24 protein-coding genes and 1 pseudogene are annotated in these 21,785 nt (G+C 44.2%); 10 read left to right on the top strand and 15 right to left on the bottom strand.

What is annotated here, in order from left to right; translation table 11 throughout:
* The first annotated feature begins 110 nt into the window (after nt 1–110).
* Complete coding sequence (locus ACEQ1T_RS20040; RefSeq protein WP_009332324.1) at nt 111–296, top strand: 2-hydroxymuconate tautomerase; 186 nt, start codon at nt 111–113, stop codon at nt 294–296.
* Nucleotides 297–504: 208 nt separating this feature from the next.
* On the opposite strand, the gene ACEQ1T_RS20035 is transcribed toward ACEQ1T_RS20040, so the two are convergent.
* The 3 genes from ACEQ1T_RS20035 to ACEQ1T_RS20025 form a co-directional block, all read right to left on the bottom strand.
* A complete protein-coding gene (locus tag ACEQ1T_RS20035; RefSeq protein WP_206840830.1) occupies nt 505–1,014 on the bottom strand; it encodes a YwgA family protein in 510 nt (169 codons plus the stop codon).
* 58 nt (nt 1,015–1,072) lie between these two features.
* Entirely contained in the window at nt 1,073–2,374 is a 1,302-nt protein-coding gene (locus ACEQ1T_RS20030; RefSeq protein WP_370224421.1) for an HD domain-containing protein, read from the bottom strand.
* Nucleotides 2,375–2,656: 282 nt separating this feature from the next.
* The gene (locus ACEQ1T_RS20025; protein WP_009332328.1) at nt 2,657–2,881 is read right to left on the bottom strand and encodes a DUF1450 domain-containing protein; all 225 of its coding nucleotides are present in this window, start codon (nt 2,879–2,881) and stop codon (nt 2,657–2,659) included.
* 380 nt (nt 2,882–3,261) lie between these two features.
* Here ACEQ1T_RS20025 and ACEQ1T_RS20020 point away from each other — a divergent pair, with 380 nt between their 5' ends.
* Entirely contained in the window at nt 3,262–4,014 is a 753-nt protein-coding gene (locus ACEQ1T_RS20020; protein ID WP_370224419.1) for an RsfA family transcriptional regulator, read from the top strand.
* A 149-nt stretch (nt 4,015–4,163) separates the two neighbouring features.
* Here the strand turns inward: ACEQ1T_RS20020 and ACEQ1T_RS20015 are convergent, their stop codons facing one another.
* Both ACEQ1T_RS20015 and pta read right to left on the bottom strand, forming a co-directional pair.
* Nucleotides 4,164–5,006 (bottom strand): lipoate--protein ligase family protein, encoded by an 843-nt coding sequence (locus tag ACEQ1T_RS20015; RefSeq protein WP_206840837.1) that lies wholly within the window; start codon nt 5,004–5,006, stop codon nt 4,164–4,166.
* A gap of 164 nt (nt 5,007–5,170) precedes the next feature.
* A complete protein-coding gene (gene pta / locus ACEQ1T_RS20010; protein ID WP_206840838.1) occupies nt 5,171–6,148 on the bottom strand; it encodes a phosphate acetyltransferase in 978 nt (325 codons plus the stop codon).
* A 386-nt stretch (nt 6,149–6,534) separates the two neighbouring features.
* Between pta and hemQ the strand changes: the two genes are divergently transcribed.
* Nucleotides 6,535–7,278 (top strand): hydrogen peroxide-dependent heme synthase, encoded by a 744-nt coding sequence (gene hemQ, locus ACEQ1T_RS20005; RefSeq protein WP_009332332.1) that lies wholly within the window; start codon nt 6,535–6,537, stop codon nt 7,276–7,278.
* Between the two features lie 179 nt (nt 7,279–7,457).
* Nucleotides 7,458–7,967: a spore coat protein GerQ gene (gene gerQ, locus ACEQ1T_RS20000; protein ID WP_206840840.1), complete on the top strand. Its 510-nt coding sequence runs from the start codon at nt 7,458–7,460 to the stop codon at nt 7,965–7,967.
* A 41-nt stretch (nt 7,968–8,008) separates the two neighbouring features.
* Here the strand turns inward: gerQ and ACEQ1T_RS19995 are convergent, their stop codons facing one another.
* From ACEQ1T_RS19995 to ACEQ1T_RS19985, 3 genes and pseudogenes are all read right to left on the bottom strand, one after another.
* Nucleotides 8,009–8,380 carry a DUF423 domain-containing protein gene (locus tag ACEQ1T_RS19995; protein ID WP_370224417.1) on the bottom strand — a complete coding sequence of 124 codons (372 nt, stop codon included), beginning with the start codon at nt 8,378–8,380 and terminating at the stop codon, nt 8,009–8,011.
* A gap of 26 nt (nt 8,381–8,406) precedes the next feature.
* Nucleotides 8,407–8,682 carry a YwdI family protein gene (locus ACEQ1T_RS19990; RefSeq protein ID WP_206840844.1) on the bottom strand — a complete coding sequence of 92 codons (276 nt, stop codon included), beginning with the start codon at nt 8,680–8,682 and terminating at the stop codon, nt 8,407–8,409.
* A 488-nt stretch (nt 8,683–9,170) separates the two neighbouring features.
* Nucleotides 9,171–9,848: pseudogene (locus tag ACEQ1T_RS19985) on the bottom strand (uracil-DNA glycosylase).
* A gap of 189 nt (nt 9,849–10,037) precedes the next feature.
* Between ACEQ1T_RS19985 and ACEQ1T_RS19980 the strand changes: the two are divergent.
* Nucleotides 10,038–10,367: a general stress protein gene (locus ACEQ1T_RS19980; RefSeq protein WP_206840847.1), complete on the top strand. Its 330-nt coding sequence runs from the start codon at nt 10,038–10,040 to the stop codon at nt 10,365–10,367.
* Between the two features lie 109 nt (nt 10,368–10,476).
* Here ACEQ1T_RS19980 and ACEQ1T_RS19975 read toward each other — a convergent pair whose 3' ends face one another.
* The 5 genes from ACEQ1T_RS19975 to ACEQ1T_RS19955 form a co-directional block, all read right to left on the bottom strand.
* The gene (locus ACEQ1T_RS19975) at nt 10,477–10,875 is read right to left on the bottom strand and encodes a hypothetical protein (protein ID WP_370224415.1); all 399 of its coding nucleotides are present in this window, start codon (nt 10,873–10,875) and stop codon (nt 10,477–10,479) included.
* A gap of 78 nt (nt 10,876–10,953) precedes the next feature.
* Nucleotides 10,954–11,973, bottom strand: coding sequence for a thiazole biosynthesis adenylyltransferase ThiF (locus tag ACEQ1T_RS19970; protein WP_370224414.1), 1,020 nt, complete (start codon nt 11,971–11,973; stop codon nt 10,954–10,956).
* Between the two features lie 28 nt (nt 11,974–12,001).
* Complete coding sequence (gene moaD / locus ACEQ1T_RS19965) at nt 12,002–12,232, bottom strand: molybdopterin converting factor subunit 1 (protein ID WP_370224413.1); 231 nt, start codon at nt 12,230–12,232, stop codon at nt 12,002–12,004.
* Entirely contained in the window at nt 12,225–12,689 is a 465-nt protein-coding gene (locus tag ACEQ1T_RS19960; RefSeq protein WP_370224412.1) for a molybdenum cofactor biosynthesis protein MoaE, read from the bottom strand. Before ACEQ1T_RS19960 ends, moaD begins: the two co-directional genes overlap by 8 nt.
* A gap of 62 nt (nt 12,690–12,751) precedes the next feature.
* On the bottom strand, nt 12,752–13,354 hold the full coding sequence (locus ACEQ1T_RS19955; RefSeq protein ID WP_370224410.1) for a molybdenum cofactor guanylyltransferase: 603 nt from the start codon (nt 13,352–13,354) through the stop codon (nt 12,752–12,754).
* Between the two features lie 340 nt (nt 13,355–13,694).
* Between ACEQ1T_RS19955 and pdxK the strand changes: the two genes are divergently transcribed.
* The 4 genes from pdxK to ACEQ1T_RS19935 all read left to right on the top strand — a co-directional run bounded on the left by pdxK (nt 13,695) and on the right by ACEQ1T_RS19935 (nt 19,331).
* Nucleotides 13,695–14,522 carry a pyridoxine/pyridoxal/pyridoxamine kinase gene (pdxK, locus tag ACEQ1T_RS19950; RefSeq protein ID WP_370224409.1) on the top strand — a complete coding sequence of 276 codons (828 nt, stop codon included), beginning with the start codon at nt 13,695–13,697 and terminating at the stop codon, nt 14,520–14,522.
* Nucleotides 14,523–14,786: 264 nt separating this feature from the next.
* Nucleotides 14,787–15,134, top strand: a complete 348-nt coding sequence (locus ACEQ1T_RS19945) for a YojF family protein (RefSeq protein WP_370224408.1) — start codon at nt 14,787–14,789, stop codon at nt 15,132–15,134.
* Nucleotides 15,135–15,176: 42 nt separating this feature from the next.
* Complete coding sequence (gene bshB2, locus ACEQ1T_RS19940; protein ID WP_206841078.1) at nt 15,177–15,842, top strand: bacillithiol biosynthesis deacetylase BshB2; 666 nt, start codon at nt 15,177–15,179, stop codon at nt 15,840–15,842.
* Nucleotides 15,843–16,034: 192 nt separating this feature from the next.
* Nucleotides 16,035–19,331 (top strand): alpha-amylase family glycosyl hydrolase, encoded by a 3,297-nt coding sequence (locus ACEQ1T_RS19935; protein ID WP_370224407.1) that lies wholly within the window; start codon nt 16,035–16,037, stop codon nt 19,329–19,331.
* Between the two features lie 149 nt (nt 19,332–19,480).
* Here the strand turns inward: ACEQ1T_RS19935 and ACEQ1T_RS19930 are convergent, their stop codons facing one another.
* Both ACEQ1T_RS19930 and ACEQ1T_RS19925 read right to left on the bottom strand, forming a co-directional pair.
* Nucleotides 19,481–19,915, bottom strand: coding sequence for an SRPBCC family protein (locus ACEQ1T_RS19930; RefSeq protein WP_206840865.1), 435 nt, complete (start codon nt 19,913–19,915; stop codon nt 19,481–19,483).
* A gap of 221 nt (nt 19,916–20,136) precedes the next feature.
* Entirely contained in the window at nt 20,137–20,859 is a 723-nt protein-coding gene (locus tag ACEQ1T_RS19925) for a Crp/Fnr family transcriptional regulator (RefSeq protein WP_370224405.1), read from the bottom strand.
* A 205-nt stretch (nt 20,860–21,064) separates the two neighbouring features.
* Here ACEQ1T_RS19925 and ACEQ1T_RS19920 point away from each other — a divergent pair, with 205 nt between their 5' ends.
* Nucleotides 21,065–21,784 (top strand): ABC transporter ATP-binding protein, encoded by a 720-nt coding sequence (locus ACEQ1T_RS19920; protein ID WP_370224404.1) that lies wholly within the window; start codon nt 21,065–21,067, stop codon nt 21,782–21,784.
* The last annotated feature ends 1 nt before the right edge of the window (nt 21,785 follow it).

The following is a 21,785-nucleotide window of genomic DNA, read 5'->3' as shown; positions in this document are numbered from 1 at the left end:
GTATGTATAAATAAAGCCTGGCTTTTCAGCCGGCAGGAGAGGGAATCAAGCTTGCACATTGCGAGAAAAAGTGGAAAAATACAAGCATACATAGTGAGGAGGAAAAGAAAATGCCATACGTAACCGTTAAAATGCTTGAAGGACGCACTGAAGAACAGAAAAAAGCGCTCGCTGAAAAAGTAACAGCTGCAGTAAGCGAAACGACTGGGGCACCTGAAGATAAAATTGTCGTATTTATCGAAGAAATGTCCAAAAATCACTATGCTGTCGGCGGAAAACGCTTAAGCGATCAGTAGAATTTCTTATTAAGGGCAGTTTTCCATACGGAAACTGCATTTTTTTTATGGATTTTTCTCATCCAGACGCTTTTTATGTGCGGATAAATTTTTTTATGTGCGGATAGCACCATTTTACTTGCAGATAAAAAAAATTATGTGCGGATAGCTCCGATTTATGTGCGGAAGACTTCCTTTCAGAAATTCAGCAAAAAAGAAAAGCCAGGCGTTAATGCAGCCCGGCTTTTTCTCTTAAGCTTTCAATATATTGATATGCCTGTTCCACTTCTTCATCCGTGTATCGCTGTTTGCTTTTTAGGGTAAAGACTTTTTCTTTCACTTCTTCTTTTGGGAGGTCGTTAAAATAAAGGACCGTTGAGACGAGTTCAAGGAATCTTGCATTCTGGCCGTTCATATCATGCAGGCAGTCCTGGAGGCTCGGCATGTCGACAGCGTTAATGTCCAAAAATTCCTTGCCTGTTTCAGTAAGTGTGTATCGATACTGATAGTAGCCGCCCTTTTTTTCCTTTACTTCGTTTAAGAATCCCATATTGCAGAGTTCTTCAACCCTTAATGTCAATTCTTCCGAATATGGTCCGTAAAAGTGAAATTGAAATCTTTCCTGAAAGGGAAATTCGATGTTTTTGGCGATATAAATCATTTTCTGCAGCTTTTTCCGTCCCACGATTTCATCAGAGACTGCAATGGCGTGCATTAGTTTGGCGTGATCCTTTAACAAAGCTCTTCATCTCCTACTCCGTTTTTTCCCGTATCTATAGAAAACCAATTATGTAGTCTTAATCGATTTCCAGCAGCGTTCTAATCTGTTTTTTAATGTTTGGCTTTTTGCTGTCGTCTGCAATAAAATCAGACGGATAGTACAGCTTATGATCAGTGCGTCGTTTCCCTGAAATGGCATCCACGATCTCCGATTCGCGGGAAAGCTCGCGGATATCCCCATTCTTCAGCAGCAAATGGATCGGCAGTCTTTCTTCTTCCTCGCCCGGACGGTAAAAATCATAAGGCAAATCAGATGAAGAATCGACGACCAGGTAATATTCCGGATCGATGCCTGCCTTTTTGAACAAAGCTGACAGCTCTGCCAGCTTCTTATACTCTTTCGCCGGGTCGAATTCCACATATTTATATAAATTCCGGTCCATAAATCGGCAGCAGAGATCTTTCAGTATTGGATCTTCTTCCTCCTGCCACATCTGAAAATAATAAAGAATAATAGCTTCATCGAGCTTTATATAATCTTCAAGAGTAATTTCACCATTGAATAAAGAATAAAAATGGATGGGATCATATTTAAACCTGTATTTCTGTTCATGCAAATCTTTCGCACGATGAAGGATTTTGGTCAGGATCACCTCGGCACTGCGTGTAACCGGGTGGAAATAAACCTGCCAATACATCTGGTACCGGCTCATAATGTAATCCTCAACAGCATGCATCCCGCTCTGCTTGATCACGACCTGGTCTTCCCGCGGCCTCATGACACGCAGGATCCGCTCCATGTCAAAGTGGCCATAGCTGACGCCGGTAAAATAAGCATCACGCTGCAGATAATCCATCCGGTCCGCATCAATCTGGCTGGAAATCAGGCTGACCACCAGCTTATTTTTAGAAGTTTTGGCAATCACATCTGCCACTTTTTGCGGAAAATCGGCACTTACCCTTGTGAGCACCTGATGAACCTCGGTATCGCCGAGAATGATCGCCCGAGTATAATGTTCATGATCAAGATCGAATACTTTTTCAAAGGAGTGTGAGAACGGGCCATGCCCCAAATCGTGGAGTAGTGCAGCGCATAAGGTCAGGATGCGGTCTTCGTCATCCCATTCCGGCCTGCCAAAAAAGACGTCATCGGAAATGCGCCGCACAATCTCGTAAACTCCGAGCGAGTGGTTAAAGCGGCTATGCTCAGCACCATGGAAGGTTAAATAAGTTGTTCCGAGCTGCTTTATTCTTCTAAGACGCTGAAACTCTTTGGTCCCGATTAAATCCCAGATCACTCTATCCCTGACGTGTATGTACCGATGAACGGGATCTTTAAATACTTTTTCCTCACTTAACTTTTCCGCTGAATATGCCATTCCGTACCCTCCGCTTTTCCTGTTTCCACACTTTCCGAACCTGTTGTTCCCAATTTCTGGCGTATACCTATTATATCCCGATTACGGTGTCAATTCATCATAAAATTCTCTGTTTTTCATGGCTCTTCGACAGAAACCGCGATACACCAATCATCTGCTCCAGAAATATTTTTCGACTTTTCTAAAAACAATTTTGCCTCCTAAGTCTATTTACCAATCAGAGCTCAATCATAAACTCAGGCAAAAAATAAAATCACCTCAGGACAGAAGTCAGGGTGATCTTTATTTTTTCAGCTTTTTATTAATTTTCTCCATCAATTCCTCTTCCGTCAGTGCGGCAAGGGGACGGTTATTGACGAAAGCAAATGTTTTTTTGCGGCCTGGCCCGCAATAGGACTGGCAGCCAACATCAATTTTTGCTTCAGGATCTATCTCTTTTAATCGAGGTATCAATGTCTTCAGATTTACAGCCTGACAATCGTCGCAAACACGAAATTCGTTTGCCATTTATTACAACCCTTTCTGCGGTCAATCTTTTATATTGTGCGCTCCCCGTTCCGGGAGCTTTATCCGCGCATTTCGCGCCTGGTCATCTTCTTCGTTAAAGCATGTCCGCTGCACGGCATTCCTATTCAGATTAAAAGGACTGCCCTGCCAACTGCTACAGGCTATTTTAAAACTTATCCAGCTCTATTGCAAGGTGTAATCATTAACTTGAGTGGTGAATCTTAGTAATCTCCACAAAACCGCCATACGTATCTAGCGAAAAATAAAATTTTAAAAAAATCTACTATCCTTTTAATCACCTTTGTATAAAATCTGCCAAGTATGTCCATCCTTTAACTAAGGCAACAGCAAAAAGAAATAATTTAGGGAGTTGAGGTTACATGAAAGTACGTCAGGACGCTTGGACAGATGAAAACGATTTATTGCTGGCAGAAACCGTTTTACGGCATGTGAGGGAAGGCAGCACTCAGTTAAACGCTTTTGAGGAAGTTGGAGACAAGCTGAACCGCACCTCTGCGGCATGCGGATTCCGCTGGAACGCTGTGGTAAGGCACCAGTATGAAAAAGCGCTTCAGTTAGCCAAGAAACAGCGCAAGCAGAGACAAAGAATGCTAGGAAAGGATCAGGGCGGCAAAAAGAAACTCTTATACTCTCCGCCAGTCCCAACTATGCAGGAGGTTGAAGCAGCGCCAATTCAGACAAATGCAATTGTACCGCCGTCACCGGCTGATTTTTACGAGGAGCGCACAGAGGATGAAGTGCACTCCCAAACAGAAACGGTCTCATCCTACACCTATTCAGAGCCGGTTTATACTCCGCCTGCACAGCTGGATATGGATACCGTTATCGCATACTTGCAAACATTGAATCATTCAGGCATTCAGCTTGATATACTAAAGAATGAGAATGAAAGATTGAAGCGCGAAAATGCAGATCTAAGAAGCCGGAATGAAGTGCTTGAGAGCAAAATCGGCGAATTGGAGCAGAATACGGTAACCATTCAGGAAGATTACGAGACACTGATGAAAATTATGAACAGAGCCCGCAATTTTGTTCTGTTTGATGAAGAAGAAAGGCCTGCATCCAAGTTTAAAATGGACCGCAACGGCAATTTGGAGAGAGTAGCGGAATAGAAAAGTGGAAGCGCCTTCCTCCCCAGGAGTTAAGACGCTGAAAATTCCAAAATAAAAAAGGTGTTCCCGGCAGCGGGAGCAGGAGAAAATGGCAGCAATTCCTTTCAAGGAGGGCCGCAGATCGATCATGACTGCGGCTCTTCTTTTATTTATTCGCTGCCAAGTACTTTCTCATTCCGTTCTATCACACGGCGATAATAGGCTTCAAATAGGCCCGCTTCCACATTTGTCAGCTGCCCTGCATAGAGGCGGCCCGCTTTCTTTTTCAATGATTGCAAAAAGCGGAGCATCACATCCTGAACCGTCAGCTCTGTCCCCAGCAATTCCGACAAGGATGCCATCACAGCCGGCTGAATTTCAGGGTACAGGAACTTCGTCTGTTCTTCTCTTTTAGCAAGAGAATAGAATTTGCCAATCAAATCTGCCCGCTCACTACCGCTGCCATCCACACACAGATAAATCTGAACTGCCACGCCATTGCGCAGCCGCCTTTGCGAAATGCCGGCAAACTTCTGTCCCCCGATACTTAGATCATAGCTTCCCGGGCAATAGGAGCCGACAATTTCACGCGCTTCTATTTCTATATGAAAATCGGAAAACATCTCCTGAATGAGCAGCCACATTGCATCATAGCCACGGTTTATATCAATCCCCTTTTCACTTTCGGGAAAAATCAGCGAAATATTAAGGACCCCTTGATCCAGGACAACGGCAAGGCCGCCGGAATTTCTAACGATCACTTCATATCCCTGGCTTTTTAGAAAATGGATTCCTTCACTCAGGAAAGGCAGCTTTGTATCCTGAATTCCAAGCACGATCGTATTATGGTGAACCCATGTCCTCGCGCTCGCAGGCGCTGCACCGGACCCGACAGAAGCACAAAGCGTATCATCCATCCCAAATGAATGCAGGGCATTTAAGTGGATTCCCGCAGCAGACTGGTCAATGACCCTCCATTCTTCCTGAATCAGCAAATCTTGTAGCGAATTCATCTTCATTTGATCCCCTTTTGCCGATATTTCCAGTAAATCGGCAGAATTTATCTATTTAGTATCCATTTAACGGCCAAAACTACAGCTTTATCGGCCAAAGGCCCATAACAGATACATTATAGCAAAAAAGCCAGTCGCAAGGGACCGGCTTCTAAGCTGCTGTATTATTGATGCAATGCTTGAGCAGCAGTAATTAAAGCAAGCTTGTATACGTCTTCCTCGTTGCAGCCGCGGGACAGGTCATTAACCGGACGGTTCAAGCCTTGAAGGATTGGTCCCACTGCTTCGAAGTTTCCTAGGCGCTGGGCGATTTTGTAGCCGATGTTTCCGGCTTCCAGGCTAGGGAAAACAAATACATTTGCATCTCCCTGGATTGGTGAATCGGGAGCTTTTTTCTCAGCTACAGATGGAACGAATGCCGCATCAAACTGGAATTCCCCATCGATGATCAATAGCGGATCGCGAACTTTAGCCGCTTCAAGTGCCGCCGAAACTTTTTCCGTTTCAGGAGACTTGGCAGAGCCCTTTGTTGAGAAGCTCAGCATGGCCACACGCGGTTCGATATCGAACATTCTGGCTGTCTTCGCGCTTTCAATAGCGATTTCTGCCAGGTCCTGGCTGTCAGGCGAGATGTTGATGGCACAATCGGCAAAAACATATTTCTCATCGTCACGGACCATGATGAATACACCGGATGTTTTGCGCACGCCTTCTTTTGTTTTAATGATTTGAAGAGCCGGGCGCACTGTGTCAGCTGTTGAATGGGCTGCACCGCTCACAAGGCCGTCTGCTTTGTTTGCGTAGACCAGCATGGTTCCAAAATAGTTTTCATCCAAAAGGATCCTGCGCGCATCTTCTTCTGTCGCTTTGCCTTTGCGTCTTTCAACAAATGAAGCCACAAGCTCATCCATCATTAAAAAGTTATTTGGGTCATAAATTTCTGCTGAATCCAGGCTGATATCCATGTCCTTTGCTTTCGCTTCAATTTCTGCAATGTTTCCAACAAGGATCGGAGTAACGATTTTTTCTGCAGCCAATCTGCCCGCAGCCGCTAAAATGCGCTCATCCTGTCCTTCTGGAAAAACGATTCTTAAATTCTGCCCTGTTACTTTTTCTTTCAATACTGTGAATAAATCACTCATGCTAATTCCTCCCACGGCGATAATTTTTCCGTTCAGTTTAATAGAAATTCTCCTATATACTCCCTTAGAATACTCTTCATCCTAATAATTTCAAGGAGTTCACATGCTGTTAGCGTTTACAACTAAAAAGTTTTTGTTTTCGGTAAATTTCCAATAATAAATATCCTTCTGATAGCCCATCTTCATACCTTTTTTAAGATATCCATAATGTCCGCTTTGTAAACGGGATTTTGCGGCGACAGGCACCTATAACCAGTTCGGCAAATTGGTATAGGTGCCTGTCACCCTGCCTGAATTCCAACATTTCAAGTTTTGTACACATGTTAATTGGAGAAACTATGTTATAGTAATGATGAGAATTTTAGTACATATTAGGAGTGATTATAATGAGTGAAGCAGCAGTAACGCTTGATGGCTGGTATTGTTTACATGACTTCCGCACAGTTGACTGGACAACTTGGAAAATGGCTCCCAGCGAAGAGCGTCAGGCAGCGATCCACGAATTTATGGCCCTAGTGGACAAGTGGAATACAACACAAAGCGGGAAAAACGGCAGCCATGCCCTTTATACAATTGTCGGCCAAAAAGCTGATTTTATGATGATGATCTTAAGGCCTACAATGGAAGAGTTAAATGAAATTGAAAACGAATTCAACAAAACCAAATTAGCTGAATTCACGATTCCGGCTCATTCATATGTTTCTGTTGTCGAGCTGAGCAACTACCTGCCGGCAGGAGAAGATCCATACCAGAATCCGCAGATCCTGGCTCGCCTTTACCCTGAGCTTCCAAAAGCGAAGCATGTCTGCTTCTATCCAATGGACAAGCGCCGCCAGGGCAATGACAACTGGTACATGCTGCCGATGGAAGACCGCCGCAATATGATGCGCAGCCATGGCATGATCGGTCGCCAGTATGCAGGAAAGGTAAAGCAGATCATCACAGGTTCAGTCGGTTTCGATGATTACGAATGGGGCGTAACCCTCTTCTCTGATGATGTTCTTCAATTTAAAAAGCTTGTTTATGAAATGCGCTTCGATGAAGTCAGTGCCCGCTACGGCGAATTCGGCTCTTTCTTCGTCGGAAACATCCTTGAAGAGGATAAAGTTGAAAAGTTCCTTCACGTTTAATCACCAAAACTCCCACTCTGCTGGGAGTTTTTCTTTTTTCACAGGTCATAAATAAACATGCCCCTTCATAGTAATGAAATAGTGAGTTTCTATTTTAAAATTCAACCCGCAGGACTTTCGACAGTCCATGGCAAAAATGCGGATAGAAATGGCTATTATAATTATTAGGAGGGAAAACATTGAGTCAATCAAATTATGGTCAATACCCTTTTTATGGTTACCAGCAGCAGCGTTACACGGACGGCACTCAAATGCCGCAAAACTTCCAGAGCCAGCCGCAGTTTCAGCCTGCTCAAACAGGCGGAACAGTTCCGGGTGCTAGCTCGGGCGGAATGTTTCCAGGTGCAGGTACAGGCGCCGGCGGCATGGGTGCACCTGCAGCTGCTCCTTCTATTCCAGGCATGCTCCCGCTTGAACAATCCTACATCGAAAATATTCTTCGCCTGAACAGAGGAAAACTCGCGACTGTTTATGCAACATTCGAAAACAATACGGAATGGAACGCTAAAATATTCAAAGGCATCATTGAAGCGGCCGGACGGGATCACTTAATTCTTAGCGACCCTCAAACAGGCCAACGTATCCTCCTTCCAATGATCTACTTAGACTATGTAACGTTTGATGAAGAAATAGAATATGAATATCCGTTTGGCGGAGGGCAAGGGATGTCGCAGTACTCTCCTAGATAATGAAAATGGAGCTTTGACACCCCGTCAAAGCTCCATTTCTATTATAGATATTTTACCGCCGCAATGATCAAGAGCACCCAAGCCGCAAGGAATGAGACTCCGCCAAGCGGGGTGATGGCACCCAGCACACTGATTTTTGTTAATGTTAAAACATATAAGCTTCCTGAGAAAAGGATTATGCCGATCAGCATCAGCCAGCCTGACCAGGATAATAAAGATGTCGCCGGCAATTTGCCAAGCAGGATGCCAATAATCAAAAGGCCTGTTGCGTGGAACATCTGGTAGGTTACACCTGTTTTCCATATCTCCAAATACTTCGGCTCCACTTTTCCCTCAAGCCCATGCGCCCCGAACGCACCTAATGCAACTGCTAAAAAAGCATTAATGGCTCCAATTATAATAAATAGCTTCATAGTCCCCTGCACCTCTTATCGTTTTATTAAAAATCGAATAATGAATCGCCGTTTGCCTCATCATCCATCTGCATTCTCTTTGGCTGCATCCCTGCTGTCTGAGCCGGTGGCGGTGTATTGTATGTATGGCTAATAGAAGCGGCAGCAGACACACTTCCGGTATCCGACTCTTCCAAAACAAGCTCGCATAATGACTTGATCGCCTGCACTCTTTCTCTTATTCTGGCGTCTGAAGAGCTGCTTTTCGCTTCCAGCAATTCCTTTTCCATCTTCCCTAAAAGCCTCTGAACAGAGATATTCATTCTCTACACCTCTTTCTGTAAGAAAAGCACAAGCACCTTGTGCCCGCAGCGACCCTCAGGGATCAGGCTGCTTCCGATGTACATTCCCGAAGTTCAAAAAAATGCTGCATTCTTTTTATAAAAAATGGCCTATGTTACCGGTCATATAAAGTTTATCAGTTTTTCTTTTCAAAACGCAAACAAAGGATGACCGGATGCCCGAAAAACTTCGAGAGAGGTCATCTGTCTGGTTTTAAGAAAAGCGGAAGCGCCTTGTCCACCCCTGACCCTCGAGGGGGTAGGCGCTGGAGCTAGACAGTTTAAACTGAAAAGCCCTGCATCCTTTTGGGTGGTTCCGGTCCCATGTAACATAGAAATATTTGCATTTAAAACAATCGATTTTCTGTGAACTCATTTATCTTTCCCTTCTCGAACAGAGCATATTTCGAGCACTTCTCTTATTCTCTTACACGAAACGGTATGTTTCACGTGAAACATGACGAATAGAATCAGAGATCATGAATCTTCCAGTCAATGGGCTCGTCCCCAAGCTCTTGTAATATCTCATTCGTCCTTGAAAATGGACTGCTGCCAAAGAACCCTTTCCTTGCCGAAAATGGACTTGGATGCGGCGATTTTATTATATAGTGTTTAGAAGCATCAACCAGAACTTCTTTTTCCTGAGCCGGTTTTCCCCATAAAATAAACACAACGGGCTTTTCCCTTTCATTCAGTTTTTGTATGACTGTGTCGGTGAAAATTTCCCACCCTTTCCCCTTATGCGCGTGCGCCTGCCCTTACCGGACGGTCAGAACCGTATTTAAGAGCAGCACTCCTGCTTGAGCCCATTTTAATAGATAGCCATTGTTTGGCACCTCGAAGCCCAGGTCATCCTGCATTTCCTTGAATATATTTTTCAGTGATGGTGGCAGCTTTACATCAGGCTGAACCGAAAAGCTTAATCCATGTGCCTGCCCGGGCCCATGATAAGGATCCTGCCCCAATATCACTGCCTTTACGTCTTTATGAGCTGTATATTGGAGAGCATTGAAAATATCCTCCTGCCTCGGATAAATGGTTTGCTCCTCATATTCTCTTTTTAAAAATTCACGAAGATGGAGATAATAGGGTTTCTCGAATTCCTCTGCCAAAATCTCCTGCCAGTCATTTCTTAAGACTCGCTTCATCTGCCAACACTCCCTCCTCTTATTTGAAAAGTCTATATGTACTCTTACTACCCATTGGTTATCATGGCATAATCTTTCATTTTTTGCATACATGTTTAAAAAATTTCAGAACGGATATGTATTAAATATAACGGCAGGACAGGCTGCCATTTAAATAAATCTGCAAATCTTTTAAGGAGGATGTTATATATGTATAAAGTTGAAGTTGTTGAAAATGGTGTACAGGCTACTGATACGATTGGACTGCTGCAAAGCCAGGGATTCAATAAGGAGAACATCTATATTTTCGCACATGACAAGGATCGTTCCGAGCACCTTTCTGACGCTACGGATACAGGTGAAGTAGGCATGAAAGAGCAGGGTTTATTCGATTCTGTCGGCAACGTATTCAAAAAGCGCGGAGATGAGCTTCGTTCAAAGTTTGAATCTGTTGGTTTAACGACAGTAGAAGCAGAACAATATGAAAAAGTTTTGGACGAAGGCAAGTTAGTTATTGTTGGTACAGACGAAGTGAAATAACTTGAAAAACGGAGGCGCCTTGCCCATCCCCGACACATCGAGGGGGTAGGCGCTGGAGCTAGACAGTATGAAAAAGCGATGAAGATTCTTCATCGCTTTTTTTGTGCCCTTAAAACATCAAGACCCATAACCCAATAAGCAATACAGGGTAAAGCACATACCACCAGACTCTGGTTACATTAACTTTTGACAGGATGAAAAAAACCAGTTCAGGCAGCACAATCAGACCTGCCTGAAGCCAGATGAACGTGCTGAAATGCTCCGGCGCTGTAATGCCGGCACCTGTCGCCCAGTCTCCACTATTGAATAAAAAGTAGAAAAAGTTCAGGAATGGGAGAATGATAGCGAAAAGAATCCGGCTTATATGCACGATTAAATCTGAAGGACGCTTTGTTTTATACATAGGGGTAACCGGAATGATAAAGCTGTAAAGGATCAAAACCAGCCCTATAAAATTGACCAGCAGCTGGTCAAACAAATACCCGAAAAAATACATGAATGTAATCATTGTTAACCTCTTCTGTCTTTTTGTCTTTATTTTACAAAAAAGGAAGGGGCATATATATAATGAAAAAGCACTAGTTTTCTAACCCATAATCCGCTGATAAATGGACTTCGCCTGAGCTAAATCCTTTGTGCCATGAATAAGGGCGCGTCCGTCTTTAAAGAGGACAAGGCGCTGCTCCTTCATTTCGACGGAAAGCAAATACGGATTGCCCTTCACCTGGAAGCCAAGTGCTTTCAGCTGCCGTGCGATTTCAGCGAATTCGATTTCCTGCTCCTTTGGCGGACGGATCTGAACAGTATCCCTTCCGCAGAGAACAGTGGATTTCATCATGTTTTCCGGCTGCAGATAAGGATACGTTCTTTCTGTTCCGCAAGATAAGCAGCCCTCATCTTTCGCTCTTGACACCTTCATGCTTGTGTATTGGTTTCGCCATAAATCAAAGCTGACCATAGCGGTACGCACGGCTTCCCAGTCCTCAGCCAGAATTTTCAGCGCTTCAGCTGCCTGATGGGCGACGACCATTTGCACAGCTGGGGCAATAATTCCTCCTGTATCACAGGTCATCCCCTGGATCGGAATCTTTTTCAATAAGCAATTCATGCATGGCGTTTTCCCGGGAATGATGGTCATGCTCATGCCAAAGCTGCCGACACAGGCTCCATAAATCCATGGAATATTAAATTTTTGAGAGATATCATTAATGGCCATCCTGGTTTCAAAGTTATCAGTCGAATCCAGAATCAGGTCCACCCCTTCCGCAAGCTCTTCCAGCTTTTCCGGAGTAGCGTCGCCAATAATTGAGCGGATTTCGACCTCACTATTAATCTGTTTTAGCCGTTTTTCTGCTGCTGCCGCTTTGGGCATTTTTTCTAAGGCGTCGCTTTCGGCAAAAAGCTGCTGGCGCTGCAGGTTGCTTTCCTCGACATAATCCCGGTCAATGATTGTCAGTTTGCCGGCACCTGAACGCGCCATTAATTCCGCATTTCCCGAGCCGAGAGCGCCGGCACCGACAATCACCACATGCTTGGAGCGGATTTTATCCTGACCCTCTTTTCCAATAGGCGGAAACAAAGTCTGGCGTGAATACCTTTCAGACAATGCGGCCCCTCCTCTCTTGAAGCTGCCATCATCCTCCGCTGACTGGAGGAATAAAGGCGATTGTATCTCCGTTCTGAATGACTTCATCATCTGAAGCAAATTCTTCATTCACAGCTGCCATGACTGAATCAAGCTTCAGCTCGTAATTTTCCTCAAGCATCTGTTTCAGCTCAGAGATTGTTTTGCCGCCGACATCCTTTGTCACAGACTCTTCTCCAACACGGTCCCGCAAATGGGCAAAAAACATAATTTTATTCATGTAAATCCTCCGCCTCCGGTTTTCCTTTTGGGTATGCCACTGTTTCCAGCTGGTTTCCGATCCATTCTTCGCCATCTTCCCAGTGTTCCTTTTTCCAGATCGGCACAATTTCTTTAATTCTTTCAATTGCATAGCGGTTTGCTTCATAAGCATCCGCACGGTGTGGAGTGGAAACTGCAATGACCACCGCTACATCGGTGATATCCAGTTTGCCTGTCCGGTGGGTAATTGCTACCTCTGCCCCATTCCAGCGCTCCTTTATCTCGTTTCCGATCTGCTCCAGTTTTTTCGCAGCCATTGATTCATACGCTTCATATATTAAGTAAAGTGTTTTTTTGCCATGTGTCAGCTCACGGACTGTTCCGATAAAGGTCGTAATCGCTCCCGCTTCCCGCTGCACCACTTTATCGATCACACTTTGGATATCGATCGGGTCTTTAGAAATCTCAAATTTCATGGAATCACCTCGTTTTATTTGATTTTGACATAGACAGAGCTGGAATGGAAATGAATGTATCCTTATTTTGAGGCATCTTCAGCCATTTTCAGTGCCAGCTGGTATTCCTCAGGACGGTTCATGTTAAAAAAATGAGCATTCTTATATAAAAATCCCATCTCTTTAAGCTGATCCTCCTTCAAGATTGCAGCATCTATATCCTGCAGGAATTGGCGGATCCGCAGCTTATTTTCCCCCAATGCCCGTTCTGCTGCATCTTTTGCATCCTTTCGGTATGCTGCAAAAAGCGGGTGAAGCTGCCCTTCAATTTCAGGTACGGATGCCTGATGCTGATTCAGCTGTTCAAGCAGAAGCCTGGCAAGCTCCCCGGATATGAATGGCATATCGCATGCCACAATTAAATTGTTTTGTGTCCCGGATTCAGACAGGCCGGCATGAATTCCTGCAAGAGGCCCCTTCTCTTTCCAGCGGTCGCTCACAAGGGGAAGGCCAAGAAACCGATAATCCTCCTGTTTATTGGCTACGATGATGATATGGGGCAATATAGATGACAGCTGATCGGCGATTCGTTCAATAACCCTTTTGCCGCCAATTTTCAGAAGGGCTTTATTCTCCCCCATCCGGCTTGAATGCCCTCCTGCCAAAATGATGCCTGTACTGCTCATTTTCCTCACCGTCTTTCGATGTAGCATATCGTTATCTATTTATTTTATCATCAATTCCGGCTTGTTTCTTTTATGAAGGCCTCTGGAGGTGGCAAAATTGTGACGTTGAGCAAATCAGAAATTCCATTATGTGCGGATAAATTTTTTTTACGTGCGAATAAGCTCGATTTATGTGCGCATAGCTATTTTTATGTGCGTTCAGGTAATATCGCGCTGTATTTTTGCCTGAAGGAGCGATTAACTTAATGCTATCTGCAGTCCGTTATAGTTTTTACCCTTTTCAATTATTGTTATAATTAGAAAAAGATATCCAGCAGCATTTCAAGGAGGAATTAAGCATATGACAATGAAAAAAGTTATGACCATTGCAGGTTCGGATACGAGCGGCGGCGCCGGCATCCAGGCTGATCTTAAGACATTCCAGGAGCTTGGCGTTTACGGGATGACTGCGCTGACTACAATTGTGACGATGGATCCGAAAAATAACTGGAGCCACAACGTTTTCCCGATTTCTACAGACATTCTGGAAACACAGATTGAAACGATTATTTCTACAGGAATCGATGCAATGAAAACAGGCATGCTGGGTTCTGAAGAAGTGATTAAAATTGCGGCAAAGACCATTAAAGAAAACAGCCTGGATCATGTTGTTATCGATCCTGTCATGGTATGCAAGGGTGAGGATGAGCCGATTCATCCTGAATTGAATGAAGCATTAAGAGATTTGCTTGTACCGCTTGCAACAGTAGTAACACCAAATTTATTTGAAGCATGGCAGCTGGCTAAAAAAGGTCCGATCAAGACTGTGGAGGACATGAAGGAAGCAGCTGTTAAAATTCATGAACTTGGTGCGAAGTATGTATTAATCAAGGGCGGAAGCAAGCTGCAGCATGAAAAAGCCGTTGACCTTCTATATGATGGACAAGAGTTCACTCTTTATGAAAGCGAATGCGTTGAAACGACTTACACTCATGGCGCAGGCTGCACCTACTCCTCTGCGATCACAGCAGAAATCGCGAAAGGCAAGCCTGTCAAAGAAGCGGTTCAGACTGCGAAGGAATTCATTACGGCTGCTATCAACCATGGCTTCAAATTAAATGAGTATGTTGGCCCTACGATGCCTGGCGCGTACCGCAAATATGGTGCAGGCCGTCTGGAATCAGAATAAGCATGATGGAACAGAGTCCGAATGGGGCTCTGTTTTTTCGAAATGGGCGGTTTCGCGTATAAAACGGGGATTTAGCGGATATATTGATTTTTTCGCGGTTATATTGATTTTCCCGCGGATAATATAAATTTTTCGCCGTTATATCTATTTGGCAGTCTTCATTGAGATTACTTTTTCGCTTTTCACTTCTTTTTTTAGTAAGATAAACATATAAATGCCGTCTCAGACGAAGATATGAAGATAAAACGGAAGGGGGACTATAGAGTGGAACCAGCAGTGATAGAACATGTGCAAAAAGAGATCGACCGCCTTGCCAATAAAGAGGTCTTTATTCATCTGGAAACAACGAATGGGGCGTATGCTTCCCATTTTGATGAAAGCTTCTTTTCTTCAGGCGCCTATATCCGCAATGCCAAATTGGTATATGAGCATGGAAAAATCACCGGAAAAGGCCCTTACCGGGTTGGATTGAAAATGAATTTTGGCTGGGTGTATGCTGAAGGAATTACCCACTTTGAAGTCGATGAACAAGACAGGCTCCTTTTAGCCGGCCACGATTTCAGCGGCAAGCTTGCAGTCGCCCTGCAAATTAGTGAAACACCTTTTGAATAAACAGGGCTCAGAGGACATCAAATGGAAAGGAGCACGACCATGATGGAAAAGGAAAGACATGTACTCGTCATCTTCCCACATCCGGACGATGAAGCATTTGGCGTTTCAGGAACGATTTCCTTACATATCGATAACGGCACACCTGTCACCTACGCATGCCTGACGCTCGGAGAAATGGGGCGCAATATGGGTAATCCCCCTTTTGCCACCAGGGAAACTCTGCCGAAAATCCGCAAAGAAGAGCTGGAGGAAGCAGCCAGGGTTCTGGGCATCCAGGACTTAAGAATGCTGGGGTACCGGGATAAAACCGTGGAGTTTGAGGATGAAGAAAAGCTCGCGAACAGACTCGGAGTCATCATTGGTGAGACCAACCCTTCCCTCATCATCACGTTCTATCCGGGATACGCTGTGCACCCGGATCATGACGCAACAGGCGCTGCTGTGATCCGTGCCGTAAAAGAGCTGCCTGCTGACAAGCGTCCGAAGGTTCACTGTGTCGCATTCGCCAATAACTGCGAGGAAGAAATCGGCCAGGCTGATATTGTCAATGACGTCAGTGCGGTTGCAGACAGGAAAGTTGCAGCCATCAAGGCGCATGCCTCACAGACACAGCTGATGGCAGCGAATATGGAAGAAAGCATTAAAAAGCAAGAGCCTGAAGTATTGGCCAGAATGTATAAAGAGCGTTTTTGGACCTATAAATTCTAAAAATAGAATACGCCGCCTCTGCTGTCAGAGCGGCTTTTTGTTTTTTCTGAATATTAACTACTTTCTGCCCATGAGTGAGCTTTCCCTATGATGATGTTAGAATTTACTTAAGTTTATGCAAGCGGTTTCATTTACTTTTTAGTGCAATCGATTGCACTACTTCTACTCAACCAATTATAGGGAGGGAATTTTATGGGCAGATATAGGAAAGCTGGCATCTTGATCATGCTGCTAAGCCTGATTCTCAGTTTATTCACAGGAATTCACCCGCATTCATCCTCTGCCAGCTCAGGCGAAAGCCCTGTTGTGGACAGGAATCAAGTTACTTTCTCCTATCAGGGAGAAGCTCAGCAGGTTCGGGTTGCCGGAAGTTTTTCCGATTGGCAAAATAAAGCGTTAGCAATGACGAAAGGCGCAAACAATATTTGGACAAAGACTATTCATTTGTCACCTGGAGTCTATGAATATAAATTTATTCTGGATGAAGACAATTGGATTACAGACCCGGCAAACAGCAGGACTGCTAATGGAAACAGCTTACTGGCTATTAGCGGATTAAAAACTGAAATGCCTGCTGAAGCTGTAAAAGACACCATGATTCCTCTTTCGGCCAAACTAGTACATAGCAACGGCACTATTGAAGATGTGCAGCCATCCTGGAAATTAAAAACTGAGGCAGATGGTGTTGAGGTAAAAAATAATCAGCTGGCAATCTCTGATTCTGCTGAAGCAGGAAGCGTAACTGTCATTGGCGAATTCAATGGCTATACTCTAGAGCATAGCTTCAGCATTATCGGTCAAATGAATAGCTATACAATAAACTACTGGCGCAATGACGGCGAGCAGTTCAATTGGGATCTATGGGCATGGGAGGATGAAAAAAGCGGCAAGGCTTACCCATTTACTAACCGGACAGAAGGATTTGCCCAAGCTGAGGTTTCCGTTCCTTCGAGTAAAATCCATGTCATTCCCCGTCCCGGAAACTGGGATACTCAGGATGTTTCCAGAACCATTACCATGCCTGATGGCCAAAATGAGGCAGAAGTATGGCTCGCTGAGGGCGACCAAACCGTTTATTACTCAAAAGAGGAATTTGACGATCGGAATGCTGAAGATAACCGTCGTTTTATTGAGTTTACGTATGTAAGAGACAATCACGATTATGAAGGCTGGAACATTTGGACCTGGCAGACTGGCATAAAGGATGGGCAGGCAGATTTTACCGAAGTCAATGACAAGGGGGCTGTTGCATTGATTGAAATTGGCCAGCAGACTGAGCAAATGGGATTTGTGCTTCGCAAAGGAACAGGCTGGGATCAAAAGGATCCTTATGGTGCCGACCGCTATATTAAAACAGGGAATGACAAGTACACCAAGGTTATTGTCAAAAGCGGCCAGAGTGAATTCTATCAGGTCCCTTCTCTTACGGGTCCTCTCCTGAACAATGGCAGTCTTACTCTTTATTTTAGAGATCCGGAGCTGTTCAAACAGGGAAAAATGGATTCGATTGAAAAGGTTCAGGCAAAGTTGAATGGACAGATTTATGATATGCAGTATTCCCTTAAGGAAGAACGTTTCTTTGTGACGATTGATCACTTAAAAGAAGGCACATACGAGTACTCTTTCCTTGTTACTAGAGATGGAGAGACTTCGGAAATGAAAGATCCTTTTAATGAGAAGTCATCCATCACCTATAAAAACCCAACAGCAGAGATCAGAACTGACGTGAATCCAAATAAAGTTTCATACAATGAAAATGCCGTTTTGTCTATTGAAACAATACTTTCAGATCCTGAGGTATCTATTAAAGAAGCTTACGCTGACCTATCTGCTATCGGCGGAAGCAGCAAAGTCAGTATTGACCCGGCATTAAATGCGCACACCATTTCCATTGATCAATCTGTAACGGCAGGCATTAAGAAGCTGCCGATCACAGTGATTGATGAATATGGGAATTTTCATGAGGGAGAAGCTTCCGTTGAAGTCAAAACCCGCACCTTCAGCGGCAAAAAGGAGGATTTTGATTGGGATGAAGCACGCATTTACTTTATGCTGACAGATCGCTTCAACAATGGAGATTCTTCCAACGATGATCCAAACCATTCAAATTATGATACGTCCCATCTGGAAACCTATCATGGCGGGGATTTCCAGGGTGTGATTGAAAGACTGGATTATCTAGAGGACCTTGGCATTAACACGATTTGGATTACACCGATCGTCGACAACATCAATTGGGACCTGCGCCATGATAAAGATGGAAACCAATATGGCTATCACGGCTACTGGGCAAAGGATTTTACAAAATTGGATGAGCATCTTGGGGACATTAAGACATTCCAGGAGCTTTTGGAAAAAGCGCATGACCGCGGCATAAAAGTGATGGTGGATGTGGTACTGAATCATACCGGATATGGATTAAAGGAAAACGATCCCTCCATTGGGCTTGGAATTCCCAACTTCCCTTCTGATGCTGACCGTGAGCGCTTTGCCGGCATGCTGCGGGATGGAGGAAATGATGCCATCCGCGGCGAGCTGGCCGGATTGCCTGATTTTAAAACGGAGGAAGAAGAGGTCCGCAGACAAATTATTGACTGGCAGACAGACTGGCTTGAAAAAGCAAGAACAGACCGCGGGGATACGATTGACTACTTCCGTGTGGATACCGTTAAGCACGTGGAGCACACAACCTGGAAAGCATTTAAAAATGCCCTGACTGAAATCAGGCCTGACTTTAAAATCATCGGCGAATATTACGGCGGCCACATCGATGAGCATGGAGGCTTTCTGAACAGCGGCGAAATGGACTCCATCCTCGATTTTGATTTTAAACATACCGCTGCTGATTTCATTAACGGCAAAATCGACGCAGCTGAAGCAAAATTACAGGCTCGAAATGATAAGCTCTCAAATACGGCAGCTCTTGGCCAATTTTTAAGCAGTCATGATGAAGACGGCTTCCTGATTACAAGTGCGGGCAATGATTGGGGCAAAATGAAAATCGCCTCTGCCCTCCAAATAACGTCAAAGGGACAGCCAGTTATCTATTATGGGGAAGAAATCGGGCTTTCCGGCAAACATGCAGGAGATATGGATAAAGGAGAGTTTAATGAAAACCGCTATGACTTTGACTGGTCCCTAATCGGAAATGACATGCACAAGCACTACCGGAAGCTCCTTAACATCCGGAAGGATTACTCGGCAGTGTTTTCAAAAGGTACACGCGAAAAGCTCGCAGGCAGTGACGCTGACGGGTATCTAGTCTTTAACCGCTCCTATAACGGCATAAATGCTGTTGTAGGCATAAACACTATGACGGATAAAAAGAAAGTAACAGTAAAAGTCCCATTTGCCGCCGGCAGCAAGGTCATTGACCAATATTCCGGAAAGAAATATTCAGTGGACAAAAATCAGCAGATTAAAGTCAAACTGCCCGGCAGAAATGCGGGCGGTACGGTCATTCTAGTTTTGGATGAAAAAAGGGATTAATAAGTCAGGGAGCCTCTCTAATGGAGAGGCTCCCTGTTTTCCTTTTAGCTCCAGGTAAGCTTAGCAAGTTTCATCATCACACGACGAAAACCGTTAAGAAAATGCTCCCATGATGTGTCGGGGGATAGTCAAGGCGCCTTGCGCTCTTCTTATTTCTCCATCATTTCCTTCAAATACTGAAGCTGGCTTCCGTCTTCCCGCTTCACAATATTCACGATGAAACGCTTCGTTAATTTGGCGACAAGGCCGCTGGTTTTGACGCTTGCTTCCATCTCCACCTGCGTTCCTTCTTCTATTTCATGAAAATCATATTTATATTCTGTTATCAATCCATTGGCATTGCTGCGGGTGGTATAGGATCTGTCCTGTTCAAAATCAATGATTTCAATATCTGCACTGATTTTTTTCCCTCTGACCATGCGGGTTTCAATGAACTTTGTTCCTTTTCCGATCTCGCCCTCGGTCTGTTTTTCCACTTTCACAACAAACGGCATGAGTTCAGGGACATTTTCCATTTTAATCATATAATCAAATACTTCATGTACAGGTTTATTGATAATCTCACTGGAACGAAAATCAGCCATGCTTTGCACCTCAGAGTAATAGATTCTATGACTCTATTATATAACAAAAAAGCCGGGCTGACTAAGAAAAGCGGAAGCGCGAACACAGGCTAAGAACGCTGCGTCCTCCCAAAAGCTAGCGCTTTTAATGTGAGATGATAAAGCAGTCGAAGCATTCCTTGTGGAGCAAAACATTCTTGAATTTTAAATTTGTACTTGCTCACCTTAAAAGTAACTTGCCCTTACAGCCTCTGATGGTAAAGGGAGCAAAATTTGCACCAGTCCACAATGACGATTTTTCTGCCTGTAATCTCGATGATTCCTTCTTTTTTCAGTCTGGAAAAAACCCGGCTGACACTTTCCCGGGATGTTCCGACAAGGGTGGAGAATTCCTGGACGGTTATGGGAAGCTCAAGATGCATCCTATTACAGTGGTTGGCGCCGAATTTTTCCGCGAGCCTTTCCAATGTCCGGACTGTTTTTGTATACACATCAAGCAGGGCGATGTCCCTCAGAATGGAGGTCATATCACGCAGCGATTCACTCATATAGCGGATAATCTGAACAGCCATTTCCGGTGAATACAAGAGCTCCTGTTCCAGATCATCCGTTTTCAGAAAGTAGATTTCACCATCCTGAACCATTGTACCCGTCGCAGGATAGGATTGGCCCGTCTGGTTAAAAAGGTTGGCTTCTGCAAAAATCTCGCCTTTTTTCTTAATGCAGGTAATGAGTTCGTTGCCATGTTCATCCTGTTTCGTCAGCTTCACAATGCCGGAATGAACAAAGTAAACTCCTTTGGCGACTTCATATTCAGACATAATTCTTTCGCCTTTTAAATAAGCTTTCTTAATAATTCGTTTATCGATCAGCAGTATGGATTCACTGGGGAGTTCTTTAAAGATTTCAATCTTGCCTAAAAATTCATCGATTAACCGCCTATGATCCTGCTTTTCATATTCCATTCCCATCCCCCGCTTTTACTATTCTATTAGAAATATTTTAGCTAACATGAGTTCGGGAAGTAGTGACTTAACTCACAAAAGCCTGCTCATACTTAAAGTTCCTGTATTACTGAAAATAATGAGTGATTACTCACTTTACAAACAGGCTGTACTTCGATTATTATTTATGTGAGTGATTACTCACTTTTTAAAAAGGAGTGAACTGATGAAAAGTCCAATTGTTTCCATTCAAAGTGTATCCAAGATTTATGGAAAGCAACAGGTTTTAAAAGACATTTGCCTTGAGATTTACGAGGGCGAAATTTTTGGCCTGCTCGGTCCATCTGGAGCCGGCAAGACGACGCTTGTTAAACAGCTGGCAGGACTTGAGGTGCCAACACAGGGGGAAAACTATATTTTCAGCGAAAAAATGCCCCAGCTGGACTTGATCAAAAGAATTGGCTATATGGCACAATCCGACGCCCTATACACCGACTTAACAGCAAAGGAAAATCTTGATTTTTTTGCAGCACTGTATGGATTAAAAGGAAAAGAAAAAAAGCAGCGGATGAATGAGGTCATGGAAATTGTTTCGTTAACGGATCACCTCGGCAAGCTGGTTTCCGATTATTCAGGGGGTATGAAAAGAAGACTTTCCCTTGCCATTTCCCTTTTGCATAGTCCCGGTCTCCTCATCCTGGATGAACCTACAGTTGGAATCGATCCTGTCCTCAGAAAAAGCATCTGGGAATCTTTTAACAGCCTGAAGGAGAATGGAACGACCATCCTGGTGACGACTCATGTCATGGATGAAGCGGGAAAGTGCGACAGGCTGGGCATGATTAGAGACGGAGGGCTCATTGCAGCTGGAACACCGGAAGAATTAATGCAGCAAACCAGCTCTGCCAATATTGAAGATGCCTTCCTGGCATATGGAGGTGCTTAAT

Source organism: Cytobacillus sp. (genome assembly GCF_964223445.1).
In the GTDB taxonomy this organism is placed as follows: domain Bacteria; phylum Bacillota; class Bacilli; order Bacillales; family Cytobacillaceae; genus Cytobacillus.
Note: the sequence above shows the minus strand (reverse complement) of the source record. Positions and strands in the feature narration are given on the sequence as shown.

What these genes read in the sequence shown, in the direction of transcription:
- hemQ (WP_009332332.1), top strand. Translation starts at nt 6,535, where the DNA reads ATGAGTGAAGCAGCAGTAACGCTTGATGGCTGGTATTGTTTACATGAC.
- ACEQ1T_RS20025 (WP_009332328.1), bottom strand. Translation starts at nt 2,881, where the DNA reads ATGGCAAACGAATTTCGTGTTTGCGACGATTGTCAGGCTGTAAATCTG.
- ACEQ1T_RS19920 (WP_370224404.1), top strand. Translation starts at nt 21,065, where the DNA reads ATGAAAAGTCCAATTGTTTCCATTCAAAGTGTATCCAAGATTTATGGA.
- ACEQ1T_RS20020 (WP_370224419.1), top strand. Translation starts at nt 3,262, where the DNA reads ATGAAAGTACGTCAGGACGCTTGGACAGATGAAAACGATTTATTGCTG.
- ACEQ1T_RS19980 (WP_206840847.1), top strand. Translation starts at nt 10,038, where the DNA reads ATGTATAAAGTTGAAGTTGTTGAAAATGGTGTACAGGCTACTGATACG.
- pdxK (WP_370224409.1), top strand. Translation starts at nt 13,695, where the DNA reads ATGACAATGAAAAAAGTTATGACCATTGCAGGTTCGGATACGAGCGGC.
- ACEQ1T_RS19995 (WP_370224417.1), bottom strand. Translation starts at nt 8,380, where the DNA reads ATGAAGCTATTTATTATAATTGGAGCCATTAATGCTTTTTTAGCAGTT.
- ACEQ1T_RS20040 (WP_009332324.1), top strand. Translation starts at nt 111, where the DNA reads ATGCCATACGTAACCGTTAAAATGCTTGAAGGACGCACTGAAGAACAG.
- moaD (WP_370224413.1), bottom strand. Translation starts at nt 12,232, where the DNA reads ATGAATAAAATTATGTTTTTTGCCCATTTGCGGGACCGTGTTGGAGAA.
- ACEQ1T_RS19925 (WP_370224405.1), bottom strand. Translation starts at nt 20,859, where the DNA reads ATGGAATATGAAAAGCAGGATCATAGGCGGTTAATCGATGAATTTTTA.
- ACEQ1T_RS19955 (WP_370224410.1), bottom strand. Translation starts at nt 13,354, where the DNA reads ATGAGCAGTACAGGCATCATTTTGGCAGGAGGGCATTCAAGCCGGATG.
- bshB2 (WP_206841078.1), top strand. Translation starts at nt 15,177, where the DNA reads ATGGAAAAGGAAAGACATGTACTCGTCATCTTCCCACATCCGGACGAT.
- ACEQ1T_RS19975 (WP_370224415.1), bottom strand. Translation starts at nt 10,875, where the DNA reads ATGATTACATTCATGTATTTTTTCGGGTATTTGTTTGACCAGCTGCTG.
- pta (WP_206840838.1), bottom strand. Translation starts at nt 6,148, where the DNA reads ATGAGTGATTTATTCACAGTATTGAAAGAAAAAGTAACAGGGCAGAAT.
- ACEQ1T_RS20015 (WP_206840837.1), bottom strand. Translation starts at nt 5,006, where the DNA reads ATGAATTCGCTACAAGATTTGCTGATTCAGGAAGAATGGAGGGTCATT.
- ACEQ1T_RS19960 (WP_370224412.1), bottom strand. Translation starts at nt 12,689, where the DNA reads ATGAAATTTGAGATTTCTAAAGACCCGATCGATATCCAAAGTGTGATC.
- ACEQ1T_RS19930 (WP_206840865.1), bottom strand. Translation starts at nt 19,915, where the DNA reads ATGGCTGATTTTCGTTCCAGTGAGATTATCAATAAACCTGTACATGAA.
- ACEQ1T_RS19990 (WP_206840844.1), bottom strand. Translation starts at nt 8,682, where the DNA reads ATGAATATCTCTGTTCAGAGGCTTTTAGGGAAGATGGAAAAGGAATTG.
- ACEQ1T_RS20030 (WP_370224421.1), bottom strand. Translation starts at nt 2,374, where the DNA reads ATGGCATATTCAGCGGAAAAGTTAAGTGAGGAAAAAGTATTTAAAGAT.
- ACEQ1T_RS19935 (WP_370224407.1), top strand. Translation starts at nt 16,035, where the DNA reads ATGGGCAGATATAGGAAAGCTGGCATCTTGATCATGCTGCTAAGCCTG.